The organism is Stappia indica, assembly GCF_001696535.1.
Lineage (GTDB): Bacteria > Pseudomonadota > Alphaproteobacteria > Rhizobiales > Stappiaceae > Stappia > Stappia indica.
On record NZ_MBQE01000004.1, the window covers coordinates 218,331 to 241,528 of the forward strand.

The 23,198-nt window shown below is 65.9% G+C and carries 25 protein-coding genes; 10 read left to right on the forward strand and 15 right to left on the reverse strand.

Going from position 1 to position 23,198, the window contains the following annotated elements; all coding sequences use genetic code 11:
- Positions 1–126: 126 nt before the first annotated feature.
- Positions 127–1,683 (reverse strand): helicase HerA-like domain-containing protein, encoded by a 1,557-nt coding sequence (locus tag BBX35_RS15335; protein WP_067222647.1) that lies wholly within the window; start codon positions 1,681–1,683, stop codon positions 127–129.
- 146 nt (positions 1,684–1,829) lie between these two features.
- Here BBX35_RS15335 and BBX35_RS15340 point away from each other — a divergent pair, with 146 nt between their 5' ends.
- Both BBX35_RS15340 and BBX35_RS15345 read left to right on the forward strand, forming a co-directional pair.
- The gene (locus tag BBX35_RS15340; protein ID WP_067221875.1) at positions 1,830–2,231 is read left to right on the forward strand and encodes a DUF2267 domain-containing protein; all 402 of its coding nucleotides are present in this window, start codon (positions 1,830–1,832) and stop codon (positions 2,229–2,231) included.
- Positions 2,232–2,302: 71 nt separating this feature from the next.
- The gene (locus BBX35_RS15345; protein WP_067221877.1) at positions 2,303–2,710 is read left to right on the forward strand and encodes a DUF4332 domain-containing protein; all 408 of its coding nucleotides are present in this window, start codon (positions 2,303–2,305) and stop codon (positions 2,708–2,710) included.
- Positions 2,711–2,813: 103 nt separating this feature from the next.
- On the opposite strand, the gene BBX35_RS15350 is transcribed toward BBX35_RS15345, so the two are convergent.
- Positions 2,814–3,494: a haloacid dehalogenase type II gene (locus tag BBX35_RS15350; RefSeq protein ID WP_067221878.1), complete on the reverse strand. Its 681-nt coding sequence runs from the start codon at positions 3,492–3,494 to the stop codon at positions 2,814–2,816.
- A gap of 371 nt (positions 3,495–3,865) precedes the next feature.
- Between BBX35_RS15350 and BBX35_RS15355 the strand changes: the two genes are divergently transcribed.
- Entirely contained in the window at positions 3,866–4,723 is an 858-nt protein-coding gene (locus BBX35_RS15355) for a branched-chain amino acid aminotransferase (RefSeq protein ID WP_067221880.1), read from the forward strand.
- Positions 4,724–4,787: 64 nt separating this feature from the next.
- Here BBX35_RS15355 and BBX35_RS15360 read toward each other — a convergent pair whose 3' ends face one another.
- A complete protein-coding gene (locus BBX35_RS15360; RefSeq protein ID WP_208979854.1) occupies positions 4,788–5,987 on the reverse strand; it encodes a YbfB/YjiJ family MFS transporter in 1,200 nt (399 codons plus the stop codon).
- A 412-nt stretch (positions 5,988–6,399) separates the two neighbouring features.
- On the opposite strand from BBX35_RS15360, the gene BBX35_RS15365 reads away from it, so the two are divergent.
- Positions 6,400–6,999: a superoxide dismutase gene (locus BBX35_RS15365; protein WP_067221881.1), complete on the forward strand. Its 600-nt coding sequence runs from the start codon at positions 6,400–6,402 to the stop codon at positions 6,997–6,999.
- 85 nt (positions 7,000–7,084) lie between these two features.
- On the opposite strand, the gene BBX35_RS15370 is transcribed toward BBX35_RS15365, so the two are convergent.
- Both BBX35_RS15370 and BBX35_RS15375 read right to left on the reverse strand, forming a co-directional pair.
- On the reverse strand, positions 7,085–7,417 hold the full coding sequence (locus BBX35_RS15370; protein WP_067221883.1) for a hypothetical protein: 333 nt from the start codon (positions 7,415–7,417) through the stop codon (positions 7,085–7,087).
- A gap of 243 nt (positions 7,418–7,660) precedes the next feature.
- Positions 7,661–8,455, reverse strand: a complete 795-nt coding sequence (locus BBX35_RS15375) for an alpha/beta fold hydrolase (RefSeq protein ID WP_208979855.1) — start codon at positions 8,453–8,455, stop codon at positions 7,661–7,663.
- A 238-nt stretch (positions 8,456–8,693) separates the two neighbouring features.
- Between BBX35_RS15375 and BBX35_RS15380 the strand changes: the two genes are divergently transcribed.
- Positions 8,694–8,900 (forward strand): YgaP family membrane protein, encoded by a 207-nt coding sequence (locus tag BBX35_RS15380; RefSeq protein ID WP_425274596.1) that lies wholly within the window; start codon positions 8,694–8,696, stop codon positions 8,898–8,900.
- On the opposite strand, the gene BBX35_RS15385 is transcribed toward BBX35_RS15380, so the two are convergent.
- From BBX35_RS15385 to BBX35_RS15395, 3 genes are all read right to left on the reverse strand, one after another.
- Entirely contained in the window at positions 8,897–9,664 is a 768-nt protein-coding gene (locus BBX35_RS15385; RefSeq protein WP_067221886.1) for a Stf0 family sulfotransferase, read from the reverse strand. The genes BBX35_RS15380 and BBX35_RS15385 overlap by 4 nt on opposite strands.
- An 84-nt stretch (positions 9,665–9,748) precedes the next feature.
- Positions 9,749–10,309 carry a DUF3833 family protein gene (locus tag BBX35_RS15390; protein ID WP_083202398.1) on the reverse strand — a complete coding sequence of 187 codons (561 nt, stop codon included), beginning with the start codon at positions 10,307–10,309 and terminating at the stop codon, positions 9,749–9,751.
- A gap of 82 nt (positions 10,310–10,391) precedes the next feature.
- Positions 10,392–12,539 (reverse strand): S9 family peptidase, encoded by a 2,148-nt coding sequence (locus BBX35_RS15395; protein ID WP_067221888.1) that lies wholly within the window; start codon positions 12,537–12,539, stop codon positions 10,392–10,394.
- Positions 12,540–12,671: 132 nt separating this feature from the next.
- On the opposite strand from BBX35_RS15395, the gene clpS reads away from it, so the two are divergent.
- Positions 12,672–12,977, forward strand: coding sequence for an ATP-dependent Clp protease adapter ClpS (gene clpS, locus BBX35_RS15400; RefSeq protein WP_067221889.1), 306 nt, complete (start codon positions 12,672–12,674; stop codon positions 12,975–12,977).
- A gap of 4 nt (positions 12,978–12,981) precedes the next feature.
- Here clpS and BBX35_RS15405 read toward each other — a convergent pair whose 3' ends face one another.
- The 3 genes from BBX35_RS15405 to BBX35_RS15415 all read right to left on the reverse strand — a co-directional run bounded on the left by BBX35_RS15405 (position 12,982) and on the right by BBX35_RS15415 (position 14,694).
- Complete coding sequence (locus tag BBX35_RS15405; protein ID WP_067221891.1) at positions 12,982–13,710, reverse strand: FkbM family methyltransferase; 729 nt, start codon at positions 13,708–13,710, stop codon at positions 12,982–12,984.
- Between the two features lie 133 nt (positions 13,711–13,843).
- Positions 13,844–14,158 (reverse strand): PAAR domain-containing protein, encoded by a 315-nt coding sequence (locus BBX35_RS15410; protein ID WP_067221893.1) that lies wholly within the window; start codon positions 14,156–14,158, stop codon positions 13,844–13,846.
- A gap of 230 nt (positions 14,159–14,388) precedes the next feature.
- Positions 14,389–14,694 carry a hypothetical protein gene (locus BBX35_RS15415; RefSeq protein ID WP_141402557.1) on the reverse strand — a complete coding sequence of 102 codons (306 nt, stop codon included), beginning with the start codon at positions 14,692–14,694 and terminating at the stop codon, positions 14,389–14,391.
- Between BBX35_RS15415 and BBX35_RS23695 the strand changes: the two genes are divergently transcribed.
- Positions 14,693–14,869, forward strand: a complete 177-nt coding sequence (locus BBX35_RS23695; protein ID WP_171901468.1) for a hypothetical protein — start codon at positions 14,693–14,695, stop codon at positions 14,867–14,869. The two genes, BBX35_RS15415 and BBX35_RS23695, sit on opposite strands and share 2 nt — an antisense overlap.
- Before the next feature lie 101 nt (positions 14,870–14,970).
- On the opposite strand, the gene uvrB is transcribed toward BBX35_RS23695, so the two are convergent.
- The 4 genes from uvrB to msrB form a co-directional block, all read right to left on the reverse strand.
- A complete protein-coding gene (gene uvrB / locus BBX35_RS15420) occupies positions 14,971–17,829 on the reverse strand; it encodes an excinuclease ABC subunit UvrB (protein WP_083206353.1) in 2,859 nt (952 codons plus the stop codon).
- Between the two features lie 102 nt (positions 17,830–17,931).
- Positions 17,932–18,837, reverse strand: a complete 906-nt coding sequence (locus tag BBX35_RS15425) for an HNH endonuclease (protein WP_067221896.1) — start codon at positions 18,835–18,837, stop codon at positions 17,932–17,934.
- Between the two features lie 58 nt (positions 18,838–18,895).
- Positions 18,896–19,195 (reverse strand): Rdx family protein, encoded by a 300-nt coding sequence (locus tag BBX35_RS15430; RefSeq protein WP_067221897.1) that lies wholly within the window; start codon positions 19,193–19,195, stop codon positions 18,896–18,898.
- A gap of 167 nt (positions 19,196–19,362) precedes the next feature.
- Complete coding sequence (gene msrB / locus BBX35_RS15435) at positions 19,363–19,776, reverse strand: peptide-methionine (R)-S-oxide reductase MsrB (RefSeq protein WP_067221899.1); 414 nt, start codon at positions 19,774–19,776, stop codon at positions 19,363–19,365.
- Positions 19,777–20,012: 236 nt separating this feature from the next.
- Between msrB and BBX35_RS15440 the strand changes: the two genes are divergently transcribed.
- Genes BBX35_RS15440 through BBX35_RS15450 form a run of 3 tightly spaced genes read left to right on the forward strand, consistent with a single transcriptional unit; the run spans position 20,013 to position 23,196 of the window.
- Positions 20,013–22,403: a putative monovalent cation/H+ antiporter subunit A gene (locus tag BBX35_RS15440; protein ID WP_067221901.1), complete on the forward strand. Its 2,391-nt coding sequence runs from the start codon at positions 20,013–20,015 to the stop codon at positions 22,401–22,403.
- Positions 22,400–22,819 (forward strand): Na+/H+ antiporter subunit B, encoded by a 420-nt coding sequence (locus BBX35_RS15445; protein WP_067221903.1) that lies wholly within the window; start codon positions 22,400–22,402, stop codon positions 22,817–22,819. The genes BBX35_RS15440 and BBX35_RS15445 overlap by 4 nt, the downstream gene beginning before the upstream one ends.
- The gene (locus tag BBX35_RS15450) at positions 22,819–23,196 is read left to right on the forward strand and encodes a Na+/H+ antiporter subunit C (RefSeq protein WP_067221904.1); all 378 of its coding nucleotides are present in this window, start codon (positions 22,819–22,821) and stop codon (positions 23,194–23,196) included. Before BBX35_RS15445 ends, BBX35_RS15450 begins: the two co-directional genes overlap by 1 nt.
- The last annotated feature ends 2 nt before the right edge of the window (positions 23,197–23,198 follow it).

Here is a 23,198-nt window from a genome sequence, read left to right on the forward strand (position 1 = left end):
TGCGGGGCGCCTCCGGCTTTTTGCCGAAGGCAAGCCGCTCGTTGCCGTCGCGGCGAGGCCGGCCCTGCCGTCGCATGACCGAAAAAGGATCTGTGGAGAGTTTCTGGCCGGGTCGGAGGACGAGACCTAAAAGCCTCGCTTGATCGATCCGAGGACACCGCGTGCCAGCGCCCGGCCGAGCGCTGAACCGAGCGAGCGTACGACCGATTTGACGGCAGCATCCGCCACGCTGTCGGAGCGCGAGCGGCTGGACCGGGTTCTGCTGCGGCTGGGCGCCGGTGCCGGCGATGTGCCGAAATCCGGGATCTCGAAGCCCGAGCGCGTGCGCCGGGGCGCGCCGCGCCGCTCGGTCTCCTGCTCTTCGCGCGCCTGCTGCCGCTCTTCCATCCGTGCCGCCTCTTCGGCCCGGCGCTTGAGCACCTCGAAGGCGGAATCGCGATCGACGGTCTCGTCGTAGAGATGGCCGACAGGGCTCATGGCGATGATCTCGCGGCGCTCGCTCGCGGTGAGCGGACCGAGGCGGGAGGAGGGCGGCCGCACCAGGGTGCGCTGGACGATGGAGGGAACGCCCTTGCCTTCCAGCACCGAGACCAGAGCCTCGCCGACGCCCAGCTCCATGATGGTGCGCTCGGTGTCGAGATCCGGGTTGGGGCGGAAGGTTTCCGCCGCCGCGCGAACGGCCTTCTGTTCGCGCGGGGTGTAGGCTCGCAGGGCATGCTGCACCCGATTGCCGAGCTGTGCCAGAACCGTGTCCGGCACGTCGAGCGGGTTCTGGGTGACGAAATAGACACCGACGCCCTTGGAGCGGATCAGCCGTACCACCTGCTCGACCTTTTCCAGCAGCGCCTTGGGCGCCTCGGAAAACAGCAGATGTGCCTCGTCGAAGAAGAAGACCAGCCGCGGCTTTTCCGGGTCGCCCACCTCGGGCAGTTCCTCGAACAGCTCGGACAGCAGCCACAGAAGGAAGGTGGCGTAGAGGCGCGGCGCGCCCATCAGCTTGTCGGCGGCCAGTACCGAGACGACGCCGCGGCCGTCGCGCGTGGTGCGCATCATGTCGCGGATATCGAGCGCGGGCTCGCCGAAGAAGGCATCGCCGCCCTGGCGATCCAGAACCAGGAGCTGGCGCTGGATCGCGCCGACCGAGGCCTTGGAAACATTGCCATAGACGCGGGAGAGCTCCTGCGCGCGCTCGGAGACATGCGCCAGCAGCGCCTGGAGGTCCTTCAGGTCGAGCAGCAGCAGGCCCTCGTCGTCGGCCAGTTCGAAGGCGACGTTGAGAACGCCTTCCTGCGTCGGATTGAGGTCCATCAGGCGGGCGAGGAGCAGCGGCCCCATCTCGGAGACCGTGGCGCGGATCGGATGTCCCTGTTCGCCGAACAGGTCCCAGAAGATCGTGGGGAAGTCTTCGTAGATGTAATCGTCCGTGAAGCCGATCTGTGCGGCGCGCTTTTCCAGGAAGTCCTTCTTCTCGCCGCTGGCGGCGATACCGGACAGGTCGCCCTTCACGTCGGCGCAGAAAACCGGAACGCCGGCGTTGGAAAAGCCTTCGGCGAGGATCTGCAGCGAGACGGTCTTGCCGGTGCCGGTGGCCCCGGTGATCAGACCGTGCCGGTTGGCAAGCTTCAGCGTCAGATATTCAGGCTTGCCCGAAGCGCCGATGAAGATCTTGTCTGCGTCCTGCACCTTGTGCGCCTCCGCTGCGTCGCGGAACCCCTCCGGCCCGCCGAAAACCATGTAACCCGCAGATCGCGCTGTGTATAGCGGTTGTCGCCAAGCGCGCTCTCGTGCCAGATTATCAGGCAGACGCCAGATGATTCCTCGGGGGGGATATGGACGAACTCATCGGTCGCATCGCTGCGGCCGCCGGCATCAGCGAAGACCTCGCACGCCAGGCGATCGGCATCATCCTGAAGTTTCTCGAGCGCGACGGCCCTCCGGACGCGGTCGCCCAGATCCTCGCGGCCCTGCCGGGAGCCTCGCAGCTGATGGCGGAGCAGGGCGGCGGTAGCGGCGGCGGGCTGCTCGGCAGCCTTGCCGGAAAGCTCGGCGGCAGCATCGGCGGCGGCATGGGGGCCATGGCGGCCTTGAACGAGCTGACCAATGCCGGCCTCGACATGGGCGAAGTGCAGACCGTTACGCGCGAACTGGTGCAAGTCGCCCGTGAGCGTGCCGGCGACGACGTGGTAGACCGTGTGGTCGCCTCGATCCCCGGTCTCGGCCAGGTGCTTTGAGCCGCCTGTGCGGGTGCAGAAGCTTGTCTTGAAGTCCGGCGGTCGGTGCCGGACAAGTCTGGAGGTGCGAGATGTCCTATTCGATTGACGAGATTGAGGGGATCGGCCCCGTCTATGCGGAGAAGCTGAAGGCGGTCGGCATCAGGACCACCGAGGCCTATCTGGAGCGGGCCAAGGATCCCAAGGGCCGCAAGGTCCTGGCCGAGGAGACCGGCATCGACGACAAGCGCATCCTCAAGTGGGCCAACATGGCCGACCTGATGCGCATCAGCGGCGTGGGCGAGGAATATTCCGAGCTTCTCGAGGCCGCCGGCGTCGACACGGTCAAGGAGCTCAAGCACCGGGTGCCCGCCAATCTCCATGCCAAGATGAAGGAAGTGAACGAGGCCAAGAAGCTCGTTCGTCAGCTTCCCAGCGAATCCGGCGTGGAGAAGTGGGTCGCGCAGGCAAAGGAACTGCCGGCGGTCATGACCTACTGACGGTTTCGGACCCGTCCTGTTTGGAACGCTCCGGTCCCTGGCGGGCCGGAGCGTTTTCATTTGTGCAGGGCAGAGCGGCTTTGAGGGCCGGGTGCCGGTTGCCTCAGCTCAGCGCCAGCAGGCCCTGCAGGTCGGCAAGGACGGCAATCGGCGGCAGGTCGGAATACTCGTCCGCAGCTCCGATGCGGTTGATCCATACGCTGCGGAAACCGAAGGCGGTGGCGCCGGCGATGTCCCAGCGGTTCGATGACTGGAACGACACCGCCTCGGGATAGATCCTGAAGTGGTTGGTCACCAGTTCGTAGACGTCCTGCCGGGTCTTGTAGGTCTTCAGCAGGTCGGTGGAGAACACCTCGTCGAGCAGGTCCTCGATCCCGGCGGCGCGTACGGCAGCCTCCAGCATGGCCGGCGAGCCGTTGGACAGGATCGCAAGCCGGTTGCCGTCGTCCTTGAGCCGCTTCAGGACGGTTGGGACTTCCTGGTAGCAGTCGAGCTTCCAATAGGCGTCGAGCAGCCGCTGGCGCAGGTTGGCGTCGCTCTTGCCGGTCATTGCCATCGCCGTGTCGAGCGCCTGTTCGGTCAGCGCCCAGAAATCCAGGTAGCGACCCATCAGGGCGCGCGTCCAGGAATATTCGAGCTGCTTCTGCCGCCACAGCGTCGATAGGCTGACCGCCTCCGGGCCGAGGTCGCCGGCATGGCGGCGTACCGCCGCATGCACGTCGAACAAGGTGCCATAGGCGTCAAAGACATAGGCGGAGACGGGACGGGTCGAGGTCTGGGGCATGGGCTTGGGGCCTTGGCGGGGGAGGGGTGTCCGGTTTCGGGAGCCCTCGGCGGCTTTGCCGCAATTTTGTTCACCTGCCAAGCAAACAGCCAACCACGCCCGAGGTCAAGGCTTCTTGTGCGGCGCACAAGAAGCCGGCTCAGGAGGTCTCATGGGTTCGCCGGACGGGCCGTGAGCATGGGAGCGAAAGGCAGTCGCCGCGCAACATCATTCCCGAAATTCCGCGAAGCTGGATCGATTTGGACGGCGGCGCGGTGTGTGCGGAACATTTCGGTCCTTTTCCCGCGTGCGCGCGGGAGGCCCTTGACCTTGGCGGACGAAGGGCGTTCGATCCCCTCCAATCGCGCCAAGACGGATCGGGAGCAAAGAAGATGAGCGAGTGGTCGCAAACCTGGAACTGGATCGACGGCAACTGGATCGAGGGCAACGCCCCGATCATGGGCACGCGTACCCACGCTTCATGGCTGGGCTCGTCGGTGTTCGACGGCGCGCGCGCCTTTGAGGGGGTGACGCCGGATCTCGATCTTCACTGCCAGCGCCTCAATGATTCCGCGGTCGCCCTTGGCCTCAACCCGGTGATGAAGGCCGGTGAGATGATGGAGCTGACGCAGGATGGCCTGTCCCGTTTTGCACCCGACACGCCGGTCTATGTGAAGCCGATGTACTGGGCGGAAGGCGACGGCATCGGCACCATCGCCGGCGATGCCAGTTCCACCCGCTTCGCGCTCTGCCTGTTCGAGGCGGCCCTCGCGCCGAAGGATGCGGCGATCACGCTGACCCTGTCGCCGTTCCGCCGTCCGACGCTGGAGACCATGCCGGTCAATGCGAAGGCCGGCTGCCTTTACCCGAACAACGCCCGGGCCATCGTCGAGGCCAAATCCCGCGGCTTCGACAACGCCATCGTGCTGGACATGCTCGGCAACGTCGCGGAGCTGACCACGGCCAACGTGTTCATGGTCAAGGACGGCGCAGTCCACACACCGGCCTGGAACGGCACGTTCCTCAACGGCATCACCCGCCAGCGCATCATCAAGCTGCTGCGCGATGCGGGCACCGAGGTCTACGAGCGCACGCTCGGCTATGGCGACTTCCTCGATGCCGACGAGATCTTCTCCACCGGCAACTACAACAAGGTGGTTCCGGTCAAGCGGATCGAGGATCGCGAGTTGCAGCCGGGTCCGGTCGCTCAGCGCGCCCGCGATCTCTACTGGGAGTTCGCGCACGGCTGAGCGCTTCGCGCGAAACCTGCTGAATGATCGGAGCGGCGGTGCGGCGAGGGCTGTGCCGCCGCTTTCATTTTGCCTGGGCGCGAGCGGGACGCGGGCCCGAGAGCGGGCCGACCATCAGCGCCGCCAGCACCAGGAGGCTCGCTGCCGCCATCGACGGCCAGTAGAAGCTGCCCGTGGCATCGGCGATCAGGCCGGCCAGCGTCGGGCCGACCATCTGGCCGGTGCCGAAGCAGGCGGTCATCAGCGCCATCACCTTGCGCGGGTCGCCGCCGGCCAGCCGCCGCCCCTCGATCAGTCCCAGCGAGGTGATGCCCATGAAGGTGCCGCCGAGCAGGACGGCAGCCAGCGCCATGCCGGCAAGGCCGGAGAAGGTCACGCTGGCCGCAACGCCGATGGCCTCGGCGAGGCAGGCGAGCGAAAAGGCCCAGGCTCCGCCAAGCCAGGCCGAGACCCTGCCCCAAACCCAGACGGATCCGGCCGCGGCCAGCCCCACCGCTGCCCAGGCGGGTGCCTCGAACGGGGCCAGCGTTTCCGACTGGCGCAGGATCGAGGTCAGGAAGGTGGCGGTTACCACGTAGCCGATGCCGAACAGCGCATAAGCGATCGCGAGGCGCACAAGGGCAGGCGAGATGCGGGCGCGCGCCGGTGCGGTGCTCGTCGCCGGTGTCGCCGCGACGCGCGGGGCGCGCGCCACCACGAAGAGAGCGGCCCCCACGCACAGCACAGCGGAAACGAGCCCGCAGGCCGCCCACAGGCCTTGCCAGCCGGCCCCTTGATGGGCCAGCCAGCCGACGGTTGCCGCCGACAGGGCGATGCCGATGCCCACGCCGGAAAAGAAGAACTGGGCGAGCTCGCCTCGCCCGGCTGCCGCCAGCCGGTCCAGCACCAGTGTCGAGCAGAACACCAGCACGCCCGCACTGGCGATGCCGCCGAGAAACCGCACCAGAGCCAGCCAAACGAGGCCGCCGTCGACAGCCATCAGTGCGGAGGTCCCAGCGCTGCCGGCAAGGCTGAGCAGGAAGCCGGTGCCGATCCTGTCCTTGCTGACCGCCATCACCGCCAATGCGCCGACCAGATAGCCGAGATAATTGGCCGAGGCGATCAGGCCCGCCTGCGAGGCCGACAGCGGGATGGCTTCGCTCATGAAGGGCAGTACCGGCGTCAGCGCGAAGCGGCCGATGCCCATCGCCGCGGCCAGTGCACAGAAACCGCCGAACGCGAGCAGCAGGGGAGAGGGAGCGACGGGGTGGGGCTTGGCGATCATGCGGGGAAGGGCCTTGCAGGGCTTGGCAATGGAGGGGGCCAACCTAGCGCGGGAGGCATCGCACCGGGAGGGAAAATCTCTTTTGCGAGCGATAAAGCGGTGAGCGGCCGGTAACCGGCGAGCACCCTGCGGCAAGTGACGATGTCGGCATGCAGCAGCGTCAGGGCTTTGGGAAAAAGGCACATATGCCCGTTGCCGATTGAAGGTCGGGTGCCTATTTTGCCTTGTGTGACAGGCAGCCGACGCGATTTGCGGAAGGTTGCCCGCAACCCGGACCGACCGTCATCCAGCTGTCGGACCGAATGTCTTACAACCCGCGCAGGCCGCCGCGGCAACGGTGCCCCGGCTTCCGCCTGCGAGTGTCGGCCGTCTGGCCGACATCGTTCTTTCGCCCCGCCCTGAGGAGGTTTCCATGGCTTTTGAACTCCCGGACCTGCCCTACGCTTACGACGCGCTTGGCCCCTACATGTCGGCCGAGACGCTCGAGTATCACCACGACAAGCATCACATGGCCTATGTGACCAACGGCAACAACCTGCTGAAGGATTCCGGCCTTGAGGGCAAGTCGCTGGAAGAGGTGGTCAAGGAGAGCTTCGGCAAGAACGCCGGTCTCTTCAACAATGCGGGCCAGCACTACAACCACATCCATTTCTGGAAGTGGATGAAGCCGAATGGCGGCGGCAACAAGCTGCCGGGCGGTCTTGCTTCGCGCATCGACTCCGACCTCGGCGGCTTCGACAAGTTCCGCACGGACTTCATTGCCGCCGGCACCACGCAGTTCGGCTCCGGCTGGGCCTGGCTGGTGATGAAGGACGGCAAGCTCGCCGTCACGAAGACCCCGAACGGCGAGAACCCGCTGGTGCACGGCGCCGTGCCGCTGCTGGGCGTCGACGTGTGGGAGCACTCCTACTACATCGACTACCGCAACGCGCGCCCGAAGTACCTCGAGGCTTTCGTCGACAACCTGGTCAACTGGGACTATGTCGACGAGCTGTTCCAGGCCGCTTCGTAAGATCCGGTCGCATCGCTTCAAACGAAGAAGGCGGGTCCTTGCGGGCCCGCCTTTTTTGTATCGTGTCGTCCACTTTCCGGTGGGGTCAGCGCCGGCTGCACTGGGCCGTGAACACCAGGGTCAGATACCCGGAAATGTGGTTCAGGAACGCCCGGCATTCGGCCTCGCTCTGGAAGCAGCCTTCGCGCGAGAACTGGATGGTCCGCAGGTCGACGCTCTTGCGGCCGCCGACGATGCCGCGCCACGGGCCGGCAGACGGATTGCGGCAGTCGGCGCGCGAGCCATAGGTGCTCGGCACATAGTCTTCGTCATAGGTAGGGGCGAAGAGCAGGTCGCCGATGAAACCGGCCTGTGCGGGCACAGCCTGCGACAGGGCGAGCGTTGCAGCCAGCGCCAGCGCAGCGGCGCGACCGGCCATGGATCCTGTCTTGCGGAAGGAAGCGCTTGAAGCGGACATGAGGCTCCTCGACGGGTTGTTCTGGTGGCTTTCCGGCGGCCGGCGCGTGGCCTGGACAGGTCCCGGATTGCCCGCCATCTGGCGGAAGGACTGGGGCGGAATCATGGTAGCTGGGCCGCGAAGCCGAGCCTGTGAAGGCCGTTCTAGCCACTTTTCGTTTAAGGCGGGTTACGCCTCGATGCCCGAGCCGGACCCTCGATCGGCTCAGCCGTCGAGCCCGGCGAGGAAATCGGCGATGAGGGCGACGGTCGGCGCTTCCGCCTCGCGGTGAGGATTGTGACCGATGCCGGGCAGCAGCACGGCGCGCCCACGCCCTTCTGCGATGCAGCCGGGATGAGCGTCCGAGCCGAACTCGTCGGCATCCCCATGGATGGCGAGCAGCGGGCAGGCAACCTGTGCCAGCGCTGCGTCCAGGGTCCAGCCGCCAAAGTCCGGCGACAGCCAGGTTTCCGTCCAGGCATCGACCACCCAGCGTGCCTTGTCGCCGTGGTAGCGGGCAAGCCGCGCCAGTTCCTCCGGCTGCTGGAACGCAGCGCGCGCAACGCGGATGCCGTCCAGCGTCCGCTCCTCGATGAAGGCCTGCGCTCCCATCGTCACGACGGCAAGACAGTTCTCGCGATACTGGCCCGCGGTCTCCACCGCCATGCCGCCGCCGACGCTATGTCCGCAGGCGATGAACCGGGTGAAGCCGAAGGCGTTCCGGAGCAGCGGCAGAGTGTCTTCCCCCTCCGCTGCGATGAAGTCGGCAGGCAACGCGCCCGGAAAGGTATCCGAGCGTCCGAAGCCGAGCCGGTCGTAGGCGATCACCGGGCGGCCCGTCGCGGCGGCGAGCGCTTGCGGAAAGCTGCGCCACAGATCCACGGCGCCGAGGGAGTCGTGAAACAGCACGATCGGCGCCGGCGCGGTTTCGAGCGATGTTTCGCGCCAGAAGACCCGCACGAAGATCGCGCCGCGGCCGGTCTCGATCCGCATGTCGTGGGCAGGAACTTGGTCGGTCATGGCAGGCATCGCGGCGGGGAGGGGAGGGAACAGGATGTGCCCCGCACATAGCCGAGGCGCGAGCGGCTGTCCACGCTGCGTCTGTCAGCCGGCACGTCAGGCTTGCAAACCTGTCGCAGCCTGCCGTCTTGCCGCAGACAGGTAATTTCTTTTATATTCGAATAGTCGAAATTAGGGGCGTTGAACTGCCCGCGAGGCCGGAAGCCTTGGGCATTGACGCGTAAGCAGGAGCCCGCACATGTCGATGATCACCACCAATGTCGGCAGCGCCGACCGGATCGCCCGCATCGTCGTCGGTGTGGCGCTGATTGCGTTTGCCCTGTTTGGGCCGGCGGACATCACCTGGAAGTGGATCGGCTGGATCGGCGTCGTGCCGCTGCTGACCGCCTTCCTGAAATGGTGCCCGGCCTACACGCTGTTCGGCGTCAACACCTGCAGCCGCTAGGGCTGTCGGGCCTCAAGGTCTGCCCGCAGCCGCGCCACCCAGTCCCGGCTCGTCGCATCGGCCAGCCGGGCGACGTCCGGTACGGCGGTGTTTGCCGGAGACGAGTCGAGGCCGAGGGCATCGAGCACAAGGCGTAGGGTTGCCGGCGGGTCGGCCGAAAGGGCCTCATAGGTAAGTCGCAGCGGCGCGATGCCCTGGTCCACGAACCAGTTCTCCCAGTCGCGATCCGCCGTTGCCATGATGTCGTGGGTGCTGCGCAGCAGCTCCGCGTCGTAGACGGGTTCGCGCGGCGGCGACAGGCGTTCCAGCTCCGTGCCGTCCGAGGCTCTGTGCCACAGGCCGCTCTGCTGCGCCTTCACGTAGGACACCGCCTGCGCCGCCTTGTCCAGGCGGGTCAGGTGAACGAACAGCGTGCGGCCGAAGGCGGCTTCGAGCCGTGCATGGTCGCTCGGGCGGCTAGGGTGCAGGATTGCCAGCTTGTCGCGGAAGAACGCGAAGCTGTGACGCTGGAGGCGTACGCCGAAAATGTCGGTCCCGCCGCGTCCCTCGTCGAGGGCTGCGGCGAATATCTCGGCGAGAACGTCGCGTTCGTCGCGGTCGGTATCGGCGGAAAGCCCGAAGCGCTCCAGCCAGTCATCCAGTGACGGTTCGTGGAACAGGGAGCTCGGCCGGCCGGCAGTGCCGGTCGCGGCCAGTAACCGGCACAACAGCGTGCTGCCGCTGCGAGGCGAGGTGCAGATCACATAGGACTGGTAAGGCGTCATTTGGCGAAAGGCGGGTCGGATGCGGGGAGGGAACCCTTGCCGCCTTTCGTGACCGCAGTGTGACGCGCCGTGCCGTAGCCCTGGTTACTTGCGGAAGGTGAGGTCGATTGTGCCGACGGTGATGCCGTATTTGCGCACATCGGCGGTGTTGCGCACCGTGCGCGCGTCGACCCGCGTCAGCGTATCGAAGAAGCGCACGGCCAGCGGTCCATCCTCGGTTGCCAGCTCCGCCGCATAGTTGAAGCGGATGCTCTGTCCGCCGGTGGTGATCGTCACCGGATTGAGCACGTCGGATCGCGTGCCGACATAGCGATTGTCGGCCACTTTCTGGAAGAACCAGACCTTGGTGTCCCGTTCGCCGTCGGCGAAGCGGAAATCCTCACGCAGACGCAGCGTGAAGGTCTTCGGGTTCCACGTGCCGTGGGTGACGACGGTGAAGGGACGGCGGATATCGGCGATGCCGCTCTCGAAGACGCCTTCTCCGACCGTACGGCCGCGGAAATACTCTTCGAGTACCAGTGGTTTGGCGGCCGCATGGGCGGAGCCGGCGGCCAGCACCGGCAGCAGAAGCACGAGAGCAAGAACGGCTGCCAGAGCGGAAATGTTGGCGCGAGCCGCCTCGCGGCAGAAGATCAGCGCGGGCATGGAAACCTCCTTAGTCGGCTGCTGGCGGCAACTAGCCGCTCATGATGCCGTTTACGGTGTCATGCCCGCGCCGGATCGCTGTTCAGCCCGTCGCGCCCGCGACCTTCAGCGCGAAGGCGTAGACGAGCGCCACTTCCTTGAGCCGGTCGAACCGGCCGGAGGCGCCGCCGTGACCGGCTTCCATGTTGGTCTTGAGGAAGAGCGCCGCCTCGTTGCTGCGCCGCTCGCGCAGACGCGCAACCCACTTGGCCGGCTCCCAATAGGTGACGCGCGGGTCGGTCAGCCCGCCGACCGCCAGGATCGGCGGATAGGCCTGCGACGTGACATTGTCGTAGGGCGAGTAGGCCGCGATGGTCCGGTAGTCGTCCTGGGAAGCGACCGGATTGCCCCATTCGGGCCACTCCGGCGGCGTCAGCGGCAGCGTATCGTCGAGCATCGTGTTGAGCACGTCGACGAAGGGGACCTCGGCGATGATGCCGCCGAAGGCCTCCGGCGCCATGTTGACCACCGCGCCCATCAGCATGCCGCCGGCCGAGCCGCCCTGCGCGACGATGCGGTTGGGCGAGGTGAAGCCCTCGTCGGCCAGATGGCGGGCCGCGGCGATGAAGTCGGTGAACGTGTTCATCTTGGCCTGCCGGCGGCCGTCCCGGTACCAGCGGAAGCCCTTGTCCTTGCCGCCGCGGATATGCGCGATGGCGTAGACGAAGCCGCGGTCGACGAGCGACAGGCAATTGGTGTTGAAGCTCGCCGGGATGGTGATGCCGTAGGAGCCGTAGCCGTAGAGCAGGCAGGGCGCGCTGCCGTCCAGCGGCGTATCCTTGCGATAGAGCAGCGACACCGGCACCGTCTCGCCGTCGCCGGCCGGCACCTGCAGGCGCCGCGTCACATAGGCATGCGGGTCATGGCCCGACGGCACTTCCTGCGTCTTGCGCAGCGTGCGCTCGCGCGTCTCCATGTCGTAGTCGAACACCTGCGCCGGCGTCGTCATCGACGAGTAGGAGAAGCGGATGCGGTTGGTGTTGAACTCGTAGCCGTCGGTGAGGCCGAGCGAATAGGCCTCCTCGTCGAAGGCGATGGCGTGCTCCAGCCCGTCGGCGATGCGGCGCACGACGATGCGCGGCAGACCGTCTTCCCGCTCCAGCCGCACCATGTGCTTGGCATAGCAGGTGAAGGAGAGGATCAGCCGGCCCTCGCGATGCGGCACCACGTCCCGCCACGCATCGGGGCCCGCGCCCGCGCGCAATTCGGCGAGCGGCAGACTCATGATGCGGAAGTCCTCGGCGCCGCCGTGGTTGGTCAGCAGCAGTAGCGTGTCGCCGCCGTCGTCCTCCACCGAATACTCGGTGCCGGTTGCGCGCGGGGCGACCGTAAGGGGGGCTTCCAGCGGTACATCGGCCGGGATCAGGCGGACCTCGGACGTCTCGTGATCGTGAATGTCGATGGTCAGGAAGCGGCCGGACTGGGTCTTGCCGATGCCCATGAAGAAGCCCGGATCGGCCTCCTCGTAAACCAGCACGTCGCCGGCCGGATCCGTCCCGACCTCGTGGCGGAACAGCCGGGAGGGCCGGTGATTGTCGTCGAGGCGCACATAGAAGAGATAACGGCCGCAAGCGGACCAGACGCCGCCGCCGCCCGTGTCTTCGATCCGCTGGTCGAGATCGCGCCCGCTGGCGAGATCCCGCACCAGTAGCGTGTAGAACTCCGAGCCCTTGTCGTCGAAGGCCCAGGCAAGGCGTGAATGGTCGGGCGAGTGCGACGCGCCGCCGAGGCGGAAATAGGCCTTGCCGCTCGCTTCCTTGTCGCCGTCGATCAGGATTTCCTCGGCCTCGCCGCCGCGCTCGGCCGTCTCGCGAGCCATGCGCACGAGGCGCGGATGCTGCCCGCCGGCCACATAGGCAAAGCCGTAGGCATAGGGCCCGTCGGCCATCGGTACGCTGCTGTCGTCTTCCTTGATCCGCCCCTTCATCTCGGAGAACAGCGTCTCCTGCAGGCCCTTCGTGTCGGCCATGCCGGCTTCCAGATGGGCGTTCTCTGCTTCCAGATAGGCGCGGATGGCGGGGTCGAGCGTGTCGGGCGCCCGCATCACCTCCTGCCAGTTCTCCGCTCGGAGCCAGTGGTAGGGGTCCTCCCTGACGATGCCGTGGGTGGTCAGGGTAAGGGGGCGCTGTTCCGCGCGCGGCGCCGGCGCAGCCGCGGCATCGGAAAGGGGGCTATTGGGTGTCTTCAACATGGAGCGGAGGTAGGCGCTTTCATGGACCTTGGCAAGGGTGGCATCGCGCCGCGAAACGCTGGGCGCGTCATTCGTTGCGGCCTCGGATCGCGCAGGTGCACAAGCGTGCCCGTGTGTGATAAAAGCGCCCCCATGAGCGACAGGTCCACAACGCTGCAGCCGTCCGCGAAGACGCGGACGGAGCGCCCGCGCCTTTACAAGGTGCTGCTTCTCAATGACGACTTCACGCCGCGCGAGTTTGTCGTGGCGGTGCTCGCCTCCGAGTTCCGGATGAGCGAGGACGAGGCAGTGCGGGTGATGATCACCGCCCATCAGCAGGGAGTGTGCGTGGTCGCCGTCTTCCCGCGCGATGTCGCCGAGACCAAGGCGACCCGCGCGACCGAGGCCGGACGCGCCAACGGCTTTCCGCTGCGCTTCGAGACCGAGCCGGAGACCTGAGCCGTCAGTTGGAGCGCAGGTAGAGCCGGTCGCTGGACAGGTCCAGAACCATCCGGTAGCCCAGCTCCTCCAGCCTGCGATGGGTTTCGCGGCCGTCCGGTGCGCCGGCGAAATAGCCCTTGCTGAATTCCATGTAGACCAGCGTTGGCCGTATGCTGCCGAGGCTCGACAGCACGGCGGCTTCCGCCCCCTCGATATCCATGTGCAGCAGGTCGATGGCGGTGATGCCGAGCCCGGCGCACAGCGTGTCGAAGCGGCGTCCTTCCACCTGCGTCGCCGCCTGCTGCGCCACATGCGAGAAGCGGCTGCGATAGGTGTCGGTATGGGCGTAGATCGAGCCCTGGCCGAAGACCTCGCCGTCGATCGTCGCCGGGTGCCAGTCGACCGGCCCATCCGTGGCGCAGGCAGCGTAGTTCAGCACCTCCACGTGTTCGCCGGAGAGGTTGTTGCCGACCAGCGCAAAACGCTGCGGGTCGGCCTCCACCGTCACCACCCGGCAATCGGGAAAGGCGCGGGAAAAGCGGAAGGCATCGCCGCCGTCGAAGGAGCCGAGATCGACGATCACCTTCGGCACGATGCCGAGCTCTTCGAACCAGGCCGGATTGAACCGCGAGTGGTAGAGCGTACGCGCGCCGCCGGCCGCTGTTACCTCGTCATGTCCGTCCGTAAGCGGTGGCGACTTCAGTCCGGCGCGATAGGCTCGGAAACGATTGGCAAGTTTACGAAGGCTCACGCAGCGGACTCCGGACAAGGGGTTCGAGCGTTCTATAGCGCATATGACCGCACGGCGACATGGTGAATCGGCCCCGTGCAGCACCGCATGCGCCGGATTCTGAAAGGATTTTCGGCTCCCGCCTACCGCTTGGTCACTGCGGCGGGCAGACGACGTCCCCTGCGCGCACCGCGCCCGCCCCGTCGATGGTCACGTCGGCCGAGCCGGCGACAACGCATCCCTCCACCGGCGCGACGAAGCGCACGGCCGGCTCGCCTTCCACGAAGACGCCCGGGACCGGCTCGAACAGGCCCGGCGGACACGCGGCCACGTCCGACAGCCGCAGTGCCGGGCGGCCGTTGATCATCACCGACGAGGCTCCCGTCACCGCACAGGCCGGCATGTCCTGCGCAATGGCCGGCAGGACGGGGAACATTGCCGTGAGGACGAACGCGGTTAGTATCGCCATGTGGCGTCTTTGTGGTGCCGCCTTACCCTGGTCGAACATACCGCTGTCCTCGAAAGTGCCATTTGCGCGTCGCGTGACGATCAGCCGTGTGACGCTGCCGCGACGGCGCCGCTCCCCGCGCAATCATCGATCCACGGTTTAGGGACTTGCTACATCAAATCAATCAGATCAATGGGTTTTGACCCAAGTCGCTTTGATTGTTTTGGTTCAATTGAATCGCGTACTGGCGACTACCTGTCGGTCGTGCGCTCGGTGACCTCGCACCTGTCCGGGTTGCGGGCGTTCTTGCGGCACTTGTCCATCGCGACCTTATCGGCGCGGGCCTGCGTGCGCTCGCCGACGCTCCAGCCGCAGCCCCTCATGCCGGTGATGGAGAAAGCACGGCCCTTCGCAAAGGCCGAATATTTCACCTGCTTGTACTTCATGCGGAAGCGCTTGAGACTGAAGGTGCAGCCGTAAAGGGCGCGCTGGGACGGGTCGACGCCCGGAAAATCGGGGTCGTTCCAGGATTTGGCAGAGGACGAATTCTGCGCCATGGCGCTGCCCGTCGAAATCGGCGTCATGAACGGCCCGCAAGCAACGGCAAGTGCCGCAATGACGAGCATCGGGATGGTTTTTGATGTCTGCTTCATGGAAGTCTCTTGTGAATTCAATGATATGAATAGAAGAGAGTTCAATGCAAACGGCCCTGCAAGTAAAGCGGGAAAATGAGCCGCATTCAGTCAGGCGAGACGGTCGAAGGCCCTTGCAGGCCTGAAGTCGCCTTTGCACGCTGAAACGGGGGCGCCGGGCGCTTCGTGCGCCCGCACGCCTTACCGCCCCGGGCGACCGCTCTTCTTCGGGCGGCCGCGACGCTGGCGTTCCTCGGCCGGGTCCTCATAGGAGCCCGCTCCGATCTTGCCGCGGACGACCGGCTTGACGTCGTCTTCCGGGGCGTTGCCGGGCTTCTTCGGCAGCGGTCCGTTGGACAGCGGCACCTCGGTGCGTCCGACGGTCATCTCGTCGAGCGTATTCTTCCGCACTTTCGAGGCGTTCGGCAAGTTCGCGCTGGCGCCGTATTTCTTCTCGCCCCGGAAGCCGCCGCTGCGATCCTCCACCGCCGACTGGCGGGAGAGGGGATCGTCGGCCAGCGCCAGTTCCGTTTCCTGCAGGCGCTTGATCTCGTCGCGCAGGCGCGCTGCGGTCTCGAACTCCAGGTCCGCGGCCGCCTCGCGCATCTTCTTCTCGAGATCCTCGATATGCGCCTTGAGATTGTGGCCGACGAGGTTTCCGCTCTCGGCAAAGCCGGCATCCACGGTGACGTGGTCCTGCTCGTAGACCGACTGCAGGATGTCGCCGATGGACCGGCGCACGCTCTCCGGCGTGATGCCGTGCTCGGCGTTGTAGGCCTCCTGCTTGTCGCGGCGGCGGTTGGTCTCCGCAATCGCCCGTTCCATCGAGCCGGTCGTGCGGTCGGCATAGAGCACGACCCGTCCGTCGACGTTACGCGCCGCGCGGCCGATGGTCTGGACCAGCGACGTCTCGGAGCGCAGGAAGCCCTCCTTGTCGGCGTCGAGAATGGCGACCAGTCCGCATTCGGGAATGTCGAGGCCCTCGCGCAGCAGGTTGATGCCGACCAGCACGTCGAAGGCGCCGAGCCGCAGGTCGCGAATGATCTCGATGCGCTCCAGCGTGTCGATGTCGGAGTGCATGTAGCGCACGCGCACGCCGTTCTCGTGCAGGTATTCGGTCAGGTCCTCGGCCATGCGCTTGGTCAGCACGGTGACCAGCGTGCGATAGCCCTTGGCCGCGACCGCACGCACCTCGCCCAGCAGGTCGTCGACCTGCGAGGAGGCGGGGCGGATGTCGATCTGCGGATCGACGAGGCCGGTCGGACGAATGACCTGCTCGGCGAAGACGCCGCCGGATTCCTCCATCTCCCAGGAGCCGGGCGTTGCCGACACGCAGACCGTCTGCGGCCGCATCGCGTCCCATTCCTCGAAGCGCAGCGGCCGGTTGTCCATGCAGGAGGGCAGGCGGAAGCCGTATTCCGCCAGCGTCGCCTTGCGGCGGAAGTCGCCGCGATACATCGCGCCGATCTGCGGGATGGTGACGTGGCTCTCGTCGGCGAAGACCAGCGCGTTGTCGGGCAGGTATTCGAACAGCGTCGGCGGCGGCTCGCCGGGATTGCGTCCCGTCAGGTAGCGCGAATAGTTCTCGATGCCGGCGCAGGAGCCGGTCGCCTCCAGCATCTCCAGGTCGAACAGCGTGCGCTGCTCCAGCCGCTGCGCTTCCAGCAGCCGGCCATGCGCGTTCAGCTCTTCCAGCCGATGCACCAGCTCGGATTTGATCGACTTGATCGCCTGCGCCAGCGTCGGTTTCGGCGTCACATAGTGCGAGTTGGCGTAGATCTTGACGCTCTTCATCTCCGCCGACTTCTGCCCGGTCAGCGGATCGAACTCGGTGATCGCCTCGATCTCGTCGCCGAACATCGAGATGCGCCAGGCCCGGTCCTCATAGTGGGCCGGGAAGATCTCGACCGTGTCGCCGCGCACCCGGAACGTGCCGCGCTGGAACGCCGCATCGTTGCGCTTGTATTGCAGCGCCACCAGATCGGCGAGCAACTGGCGCTGGTCCATCCGCTCGCCCACCTCGATGGCGAAAGTCATCGCCGTATAGGTCTCGACCGAGCCGATACCGTAGATGCAGGACACCGAGGCGACGATGATCACGTCGTCGCGCTCCAGCAGCGCCCGGGTGGCCGAGTGGCGCATCCGGTCGATCTGCTCGTTCACCGAGCTTTCCTTCTCGATATAGGTGTCGGTGCGCGGGACGTAGGCTTCCGGCTGGTAGTAGTCGTAGTAGGAAACGAAATACTCGACCGCGTTGTCAGGGAAGAACGACTTGAACTCGCCGTAGAGCTGCGCGGCCAGCGTCTTGTTCGGCGCCAGGATCAGCGCCGGGCGCTGGGTGCGGGAGATCACCTGCGCCATCGTGTAGGTCTTGCCCGACCCGGTGACGCCGAGCAGCACCTGCGTCTTGTCCTGGTTCTCCAGGCCTTCGACCAGATCGGCGATGGCGGTGGGCTGGTCGCCGCGCGGCTCGTATTCGGAGACGAGCTTGATCGGGATGCCGCCCTCGGACTTCGCCGGCCGCTCCGGGCGGTGCGGCACCCAGGCAACGCCGTTCTTGTGCAGCGGGTTTCCGGAGGTGATCAGGTCGGTGAGCGCCTGCACGGTCGCGGTGTGCCCGGTGGTGCCGTCCGACATTTCCGGCGCCGGCTTCTTGCCCTTGCGCGCCTTCTTCGTCTCCGCCACCTGCTTGGCCAGCAGCGCCTCTGCCTCTTCCAGGCTCATGTCCAGCCCGGCGACGGGATTGAGCCCGCCGGCCGCACGCTCGCGCGGATTGCTGCTTGCGCCCATGGACGTGCCGAGCGCCGAGCGCGCCGGCTTGGCCTGTTTCGCGGCGGGGCGCTCCTTGCTCTTCTCCGCCGGCGCCGGTTCGTCCTCGGTCAGCTGCCGGGCCCAGTCCGAAACCGGACCTGTCAGCGGCACGCCCTCGAAGGCAGCCTGCGGCGCTTCGCCGAAACCCTGCGGCGCGGCATCGTCGCGGTCGTCCGCAGCACGGGCCTTGCCCGGCTTGCCGGTGGAAGAGCTGGAAGACGAGGAGGATGAGGAAGGTCGTTTGGCCATGGCGGCAATATGGTCCCAAAGCCGCGTTTCGGAAACCCCGTGTTCCGGCTTTGTCCGCCGGAAACCCGCATCATGCTGACACAACGGTGTCAGGAGGGCGGTTCAGCTCTTGAACACGTTGTCCCGATGCCACGCGAGATAGTGGGGATGGGGGCGAAGATGCACCTGCTCGGGTACGCGCGCCCTCATGTCCTTATGCAGAAGATGAGAAACATCATAATTCAGATGCCGAGACGGGAGGATGCTGAAGTCGTCGCCTAGAGAGAGCAAGCCTCGATCAAACATCCAGTGGACGGTGCCTGATAGGGCGATGCCATTCTGGATCGAGTCCGAGCCGCCGTGCTCGACGGGCCGGATATGGGCAGCTTCGACCTCAGGCCTCCCACGTCCGTTGATCAGACGCAGGCCGGTCAATGCGCACGTGCGGTCATAGATCTTGCGGATGTTTTGCCGGAACTTTGCGTCTCGGAATGGTCTGTTGAGCAGTTGCGTAACAACAGGTCGTTCCGTGTCGGGAACAACAAATGGCGTTTGTGGCTGATCGCTCAGGCCGGGAAATTCTGCCGGGTGAGGTGCCGGCGGATCGATACGGTCTGGCCATTCGTCGGGGTTGGCCAAGCCTGCGTTGATGATGGCAGCGAATTCCGAAGGGGTGAGCAGACGAACGGCATTTTGCGCGGTGCCGCCATTGATCGAACCATCCTCGCGGAACATCTTGCGTTCGTAGCCGCCGTTCTCGGAGTAATCGACCAGCCGGTCAAAATCGAGATACTCGGTGAGCTCGGCGTAGAAGTGGTTGTCCTGGCCGGGGTCAGGCCTGACGGAGGCTACCTTTGCAACTCCCGAATAGAAGCGGCCTTTTTTCCTCGGTATCGGGCCGTAATAGACGATCCAGTCGCCCACAGCCTGCTCGACGCGGCTCAGATACATTCGGGGAAAGTGATACTGCTCCCCCGTGATGTCATCATAGATGCTGTCGATCTTGTGATGGAAAACCGCCTGAACCATCGAAGTTCGCCTCCAATCGTTTCAGGAGTAGGCCAAAAACGATTGGTCTGACAAGCGCTTACCCCTCGCCCTTGTGTCCGTCGTTGTGGCCGAGGTTCATGTCCGGCCAGACGAGGTCGCGCACGCGTGCCTTCAGGACCTTCGCCTCGGGAAAACCGCCATCGGCCTTGCGGTCCCAGATGGTCTTGCCGTCGCAGGTGATGGTGAAGGTCCCGCCGGTGCCGGGCACCAGGGTGACGGAGCCGATTTCCTCCGAGAAAGTCGACAGCAGTTCCTGCGCCATCCATGCGGCGCGCAGCATCCAGTTGCACTGGCGGCAATAGGTGATGGTCAGGGCGGGCTTGGGCGTGTCGGTCATCGGTTTCGGCTTGTAGTCGGGGATGGGGGAGGGACGGCGGCATACGCTCCGCCGGCTCTTGCAGCGGTCCCTGCGGCCGCGGCTCTGGCTGGCGCGCTTGTCATCGGAGGCAAGGCGAGGGGGGCTGGGTTGGGGGTCAGATCGCCTCGCCTGTATTTCGCCTGCGCCTACTCGTCCTCGTCGAGATGCAGGGCCGTGCCGTTCATGCAATAGCGCAGGCCCGTCGGCGGCGGGCCGTCGGGAAAGACATGGCCGAGATGGCCGTCGCAGGTGCCGCAGCGCACTTCGGTACGCACCATGAAATGCGAGCGGTCCTCGTATTCGCGCACTGCGTCCGGCGTCACCGGCTCGAAGAAGCTCGGCCAGCCGCAGCCGGCATCGAACTTGGTGTCGGAGCGGAAGAGGGGGGTGCCGCACCCCGCGCAGGAATAGAGCCCGCCACGGAAGACGTTCCAGTACGGGCCGGTGAACGGACGCTCCGTGCCGGCCCTTCGCAGCACATGGAACTGTTCCGGCGTCAGTTCCGCCTGCCACTCCTCGTCGCTTTTCTCGAGTTTCTTGTGCTCCGTCGCGTTCGACATGTGCGGACTCCGTTAATGAAGTGACAACCCCGACAAGCAGAAATAGGAACCGGCAGCCCCTGCGACAATAGGCTTGGTGACACGGTCCGAAAACTGTAAGGCCCCGGTCCTAAATCGCTTGCCCGGCTCATTGTGCTGGTTATATGTGAGGCAAATCTTCATGAACACTCCATAGCATGGGCTGATTCGTCAGATCACCCGGCTGTTGGGTCCGTTTCATATCTTTGGGGAGGAACATGTCGATCACAGGCCCTGAGGCGACCTTCGCCGCCGTCCTCGCTCCCTTCGCCGCGGCGGCGATTGCTCCTTTCGCGACCCGGCTGCTGGGAGCCAATGCGGCCTGGCCGCTCGCCATCGTGCCGGCGGCGATCTTCCTGTTCTTCGCCGGCCTCGTGCCGGACGTCGCAGGCGGCGCCAGTTTCACCCCCGCCGTCGACTGGATGCCGGCCTACGGCGTCAGCTTCTCCTTCTATGTCGATGGCCTGTCGACATTGTTCGCCCTGCTCATTTCGGGCATCGGCACCTTCATCATCCTCTATGCCGGCGGCTATCTGAAGGGCCATCCGCATCAGGGCCGTTTCCTCTCCTTCCTGTTCCTGTTCATGGGCGCGATGCTCGGTCTGGTTCTCGGCAACGACCTGATCACGCTGTTCATCTTCTGGGAACTGACCTCTATCACTTCCTTCCTGCTGATCGGTTTCGATCATCTGCGCGCCGCCTCGCGCCGTGCTGCGCTGCAGGCGCTGGTGGTGACGGGCGGCGGCGGCCTGCTGCTGCTGGCCGGTTTCCTGATGATCATCGCGCTGACCGGCGTTTCCGACATGGCCACGCTGGTTGCCGGCGGCGACATCCTGCGCGAGCAGGCGCTCTATCCGTTGGTGTTGCTGCTGGTGCTGGGCGGTGCCTTTACCAAGTCGGCGCAGTTTCCGTTCCATTTCTGGCTGCCCAATGCCATGGAAGCGCCGACCCCGGTCTCCGCCTTCCTGCACTCGGCGACCATGGTCAAGGCCGGCGTCTACCTGTTGATGCGCATGCATCCGGTGCTCGGCGACACGGCGATGTGGACGACGATCCTGCCGATCTTCGGCGGAACCACGCTGCTGGTCGGCACGCTGCTGGCCGTGCGCCAGACCGACCTGAAGCTGATGCTCGCCTATACCACGGTCGCCTCGCTCGGCCTGCTGGTCATGCTGACCGGCACCAGCTGGGACAAGGCTATCGAGGGCGCGGTGCTCTACCTGCTCGCCCACTCGCTGTTCAAGGGCGCGCTGTTCATGGTGGCCGGCACCATCGACCACGAGGCCGGCACCCGCGACGTGACGAAGCTCGGCGGCCTGCGCAGCGCCATGCCGATCACCTTCGCCGCCGCCTGCCTGGCCGCGCTGTCCATGTCGGGTCTGCCGCCCTTCGTCGGTTTCATCGCCAAGGAATACCTGTATGCCGGCACCTGGGGTGCGACCGGCGCCAACCAGGCGGTGACCGCCGTCGCGGTGATCGGCAATGCCCTCATGCTGGTGATCGCCGCCGCGGTGGCGCTGAAGCCGTTCCTCGGGCCGAAGGTCGAGACCCCCAAGCACGCGCATGAAGGGCCGGTCCTGCTCTTCGCGGGGCCTGTCGCGCTGTCGCTGGCCGGCCTTGCCGCGGCCGTGATGGCGCATGCGACCGGCGTCTACTTCATCTCTCCGGTGGTCTCCTCCGTGCTCGGCACGGCGACCGAGGTGGAGGTCCATCTCATCCCCGGCTATATCGGCGCGGCGCTCATCCTGTCGCTGGTGACCGTCGCGCTGGGCATCGTCTTCTATCTCAAGCTCGACGCGCTGCGCGCCGTCATGGCCCGCACGCTCGCCGCCATCGGCTGGGGCCCGGACAAGGGCTTCGACCAGGTCATTGCCGGCATCGTCTCCTTCTCGGGCAGCTTCACCCGGTTGATCCAGGGCGGGCGGATGGACGTCTACATGACGCTCACCTTCCTGATCACCGCGCTGGCGCTGCTGGTGCCGCTGACGCTCACCGGCAACTGGCCGTCGGCCGTGCCGATGCCGGACTTCCGCTTCTACGAGTGGGGCATCCTGGCCATCGCCGTCAGCGGTCTGGTGGCGGTCCTCGTCGCCAAGACCCGACTGACCGCCATCGTCTCGCTGGGCATCCAGGGCTTTGCGGTCGCCGTCATCTTCATGCTGTTCGGCGCGCCGGACCTGTCCTTCACCCAGTTCATGGTCGAAACCCTGTCGGTGGTGATCCTTGCCCTGGTGATGACCCGTCTGAACCTGCGCCCGCGCGATCATCGGCCGATGCCGCAACGGATCGTGCAGGGGGCGATTGCGCTGGGCGTCGGCGTCGGTCTCGCCGGTCTGCTGATGCGGATCACCGAGCTGACTTTCGACCGGTCGCTGTCCGATTTCTTCGAATCCTACAGCCGCACCATCGCCCATGGGCGCAACATCGTGAACGTCATCCTCGTCGACTTCCGCGGCTTCGACACGTTCGGCGAGATCGCCGTGGTGATGCTGGCCGGCCTGTGCGTTCTCGCCCTCATCCGGGTGCGGCCGAAACATGCGCGGGAGGAGGCGCTCGACCGCGCCGCCGGTGACGAGGCGCTGCAGAAGAGCGGGGAGGCACGCCTGTGAGGACGATCATCTTCCGCACCATCGCACCCTATCTGGCAGCGTTGATGGTGCTTTTCTCGATTTTCGTGCTGCTGCGCGGCCATAACGAGCCGGGCGGCGGCTTCATCGGCGGTCTGATCGCCGCCTCGGCCTTCGCCATCTACGGTATCGCCTGCGGTGTCGCGGCGGTGCGCCGGGCGATCACGTTCCATCCGATGAGCATCTCGGCCGCGGGCCTGTTTCTCGCCGGCCTGTCGGGTCTGCCGTCCCTGTTCACGGGCCAGCCTTTCATGACCAGCCAGTGGTGGTACGTCCACATGCTCGGCGTCGAGGTGCCGCTGTCCACGCCGCTGTTCTTCGATATCGGCGTCTATCTGGTGGTCGTCGGCTCGATCTCCTCGATTGCCCTGGCCCTCGAAGAGCGGGAGAGCGACTGATGGAAGCCGCCTTTGCCATCATCATCGGCATGTTCTTCACCGTGGCCGTCTACCTGCTGATGTCGCGTCAGTTGGTGCGCGTGCTGCTCGGCATCGCCATCTTCGGCAATGCGGTGAACCTGCTGATCTTCACCTCCGGCCGCTTGCTGCGCGAAGTGCCGCCGGTCATCCCGGAGGCCCTTCAGGTCCCGGAGGGAACGATCGCCAATCCGCTGCCCCAGGCGCTGATCCTGACGGCCATCGTGATCTCCTTCTCCTTCTTCGCCTTCCTGCTGGTGCTGTCCTTCCGCGCCTACCAGGAACTCGGCACCGACGACGCGGTCGAAATGCGCGTCGCCGAGCCGACCGGTGAAACCGCCCCGCCGCAGGGATACTGAGC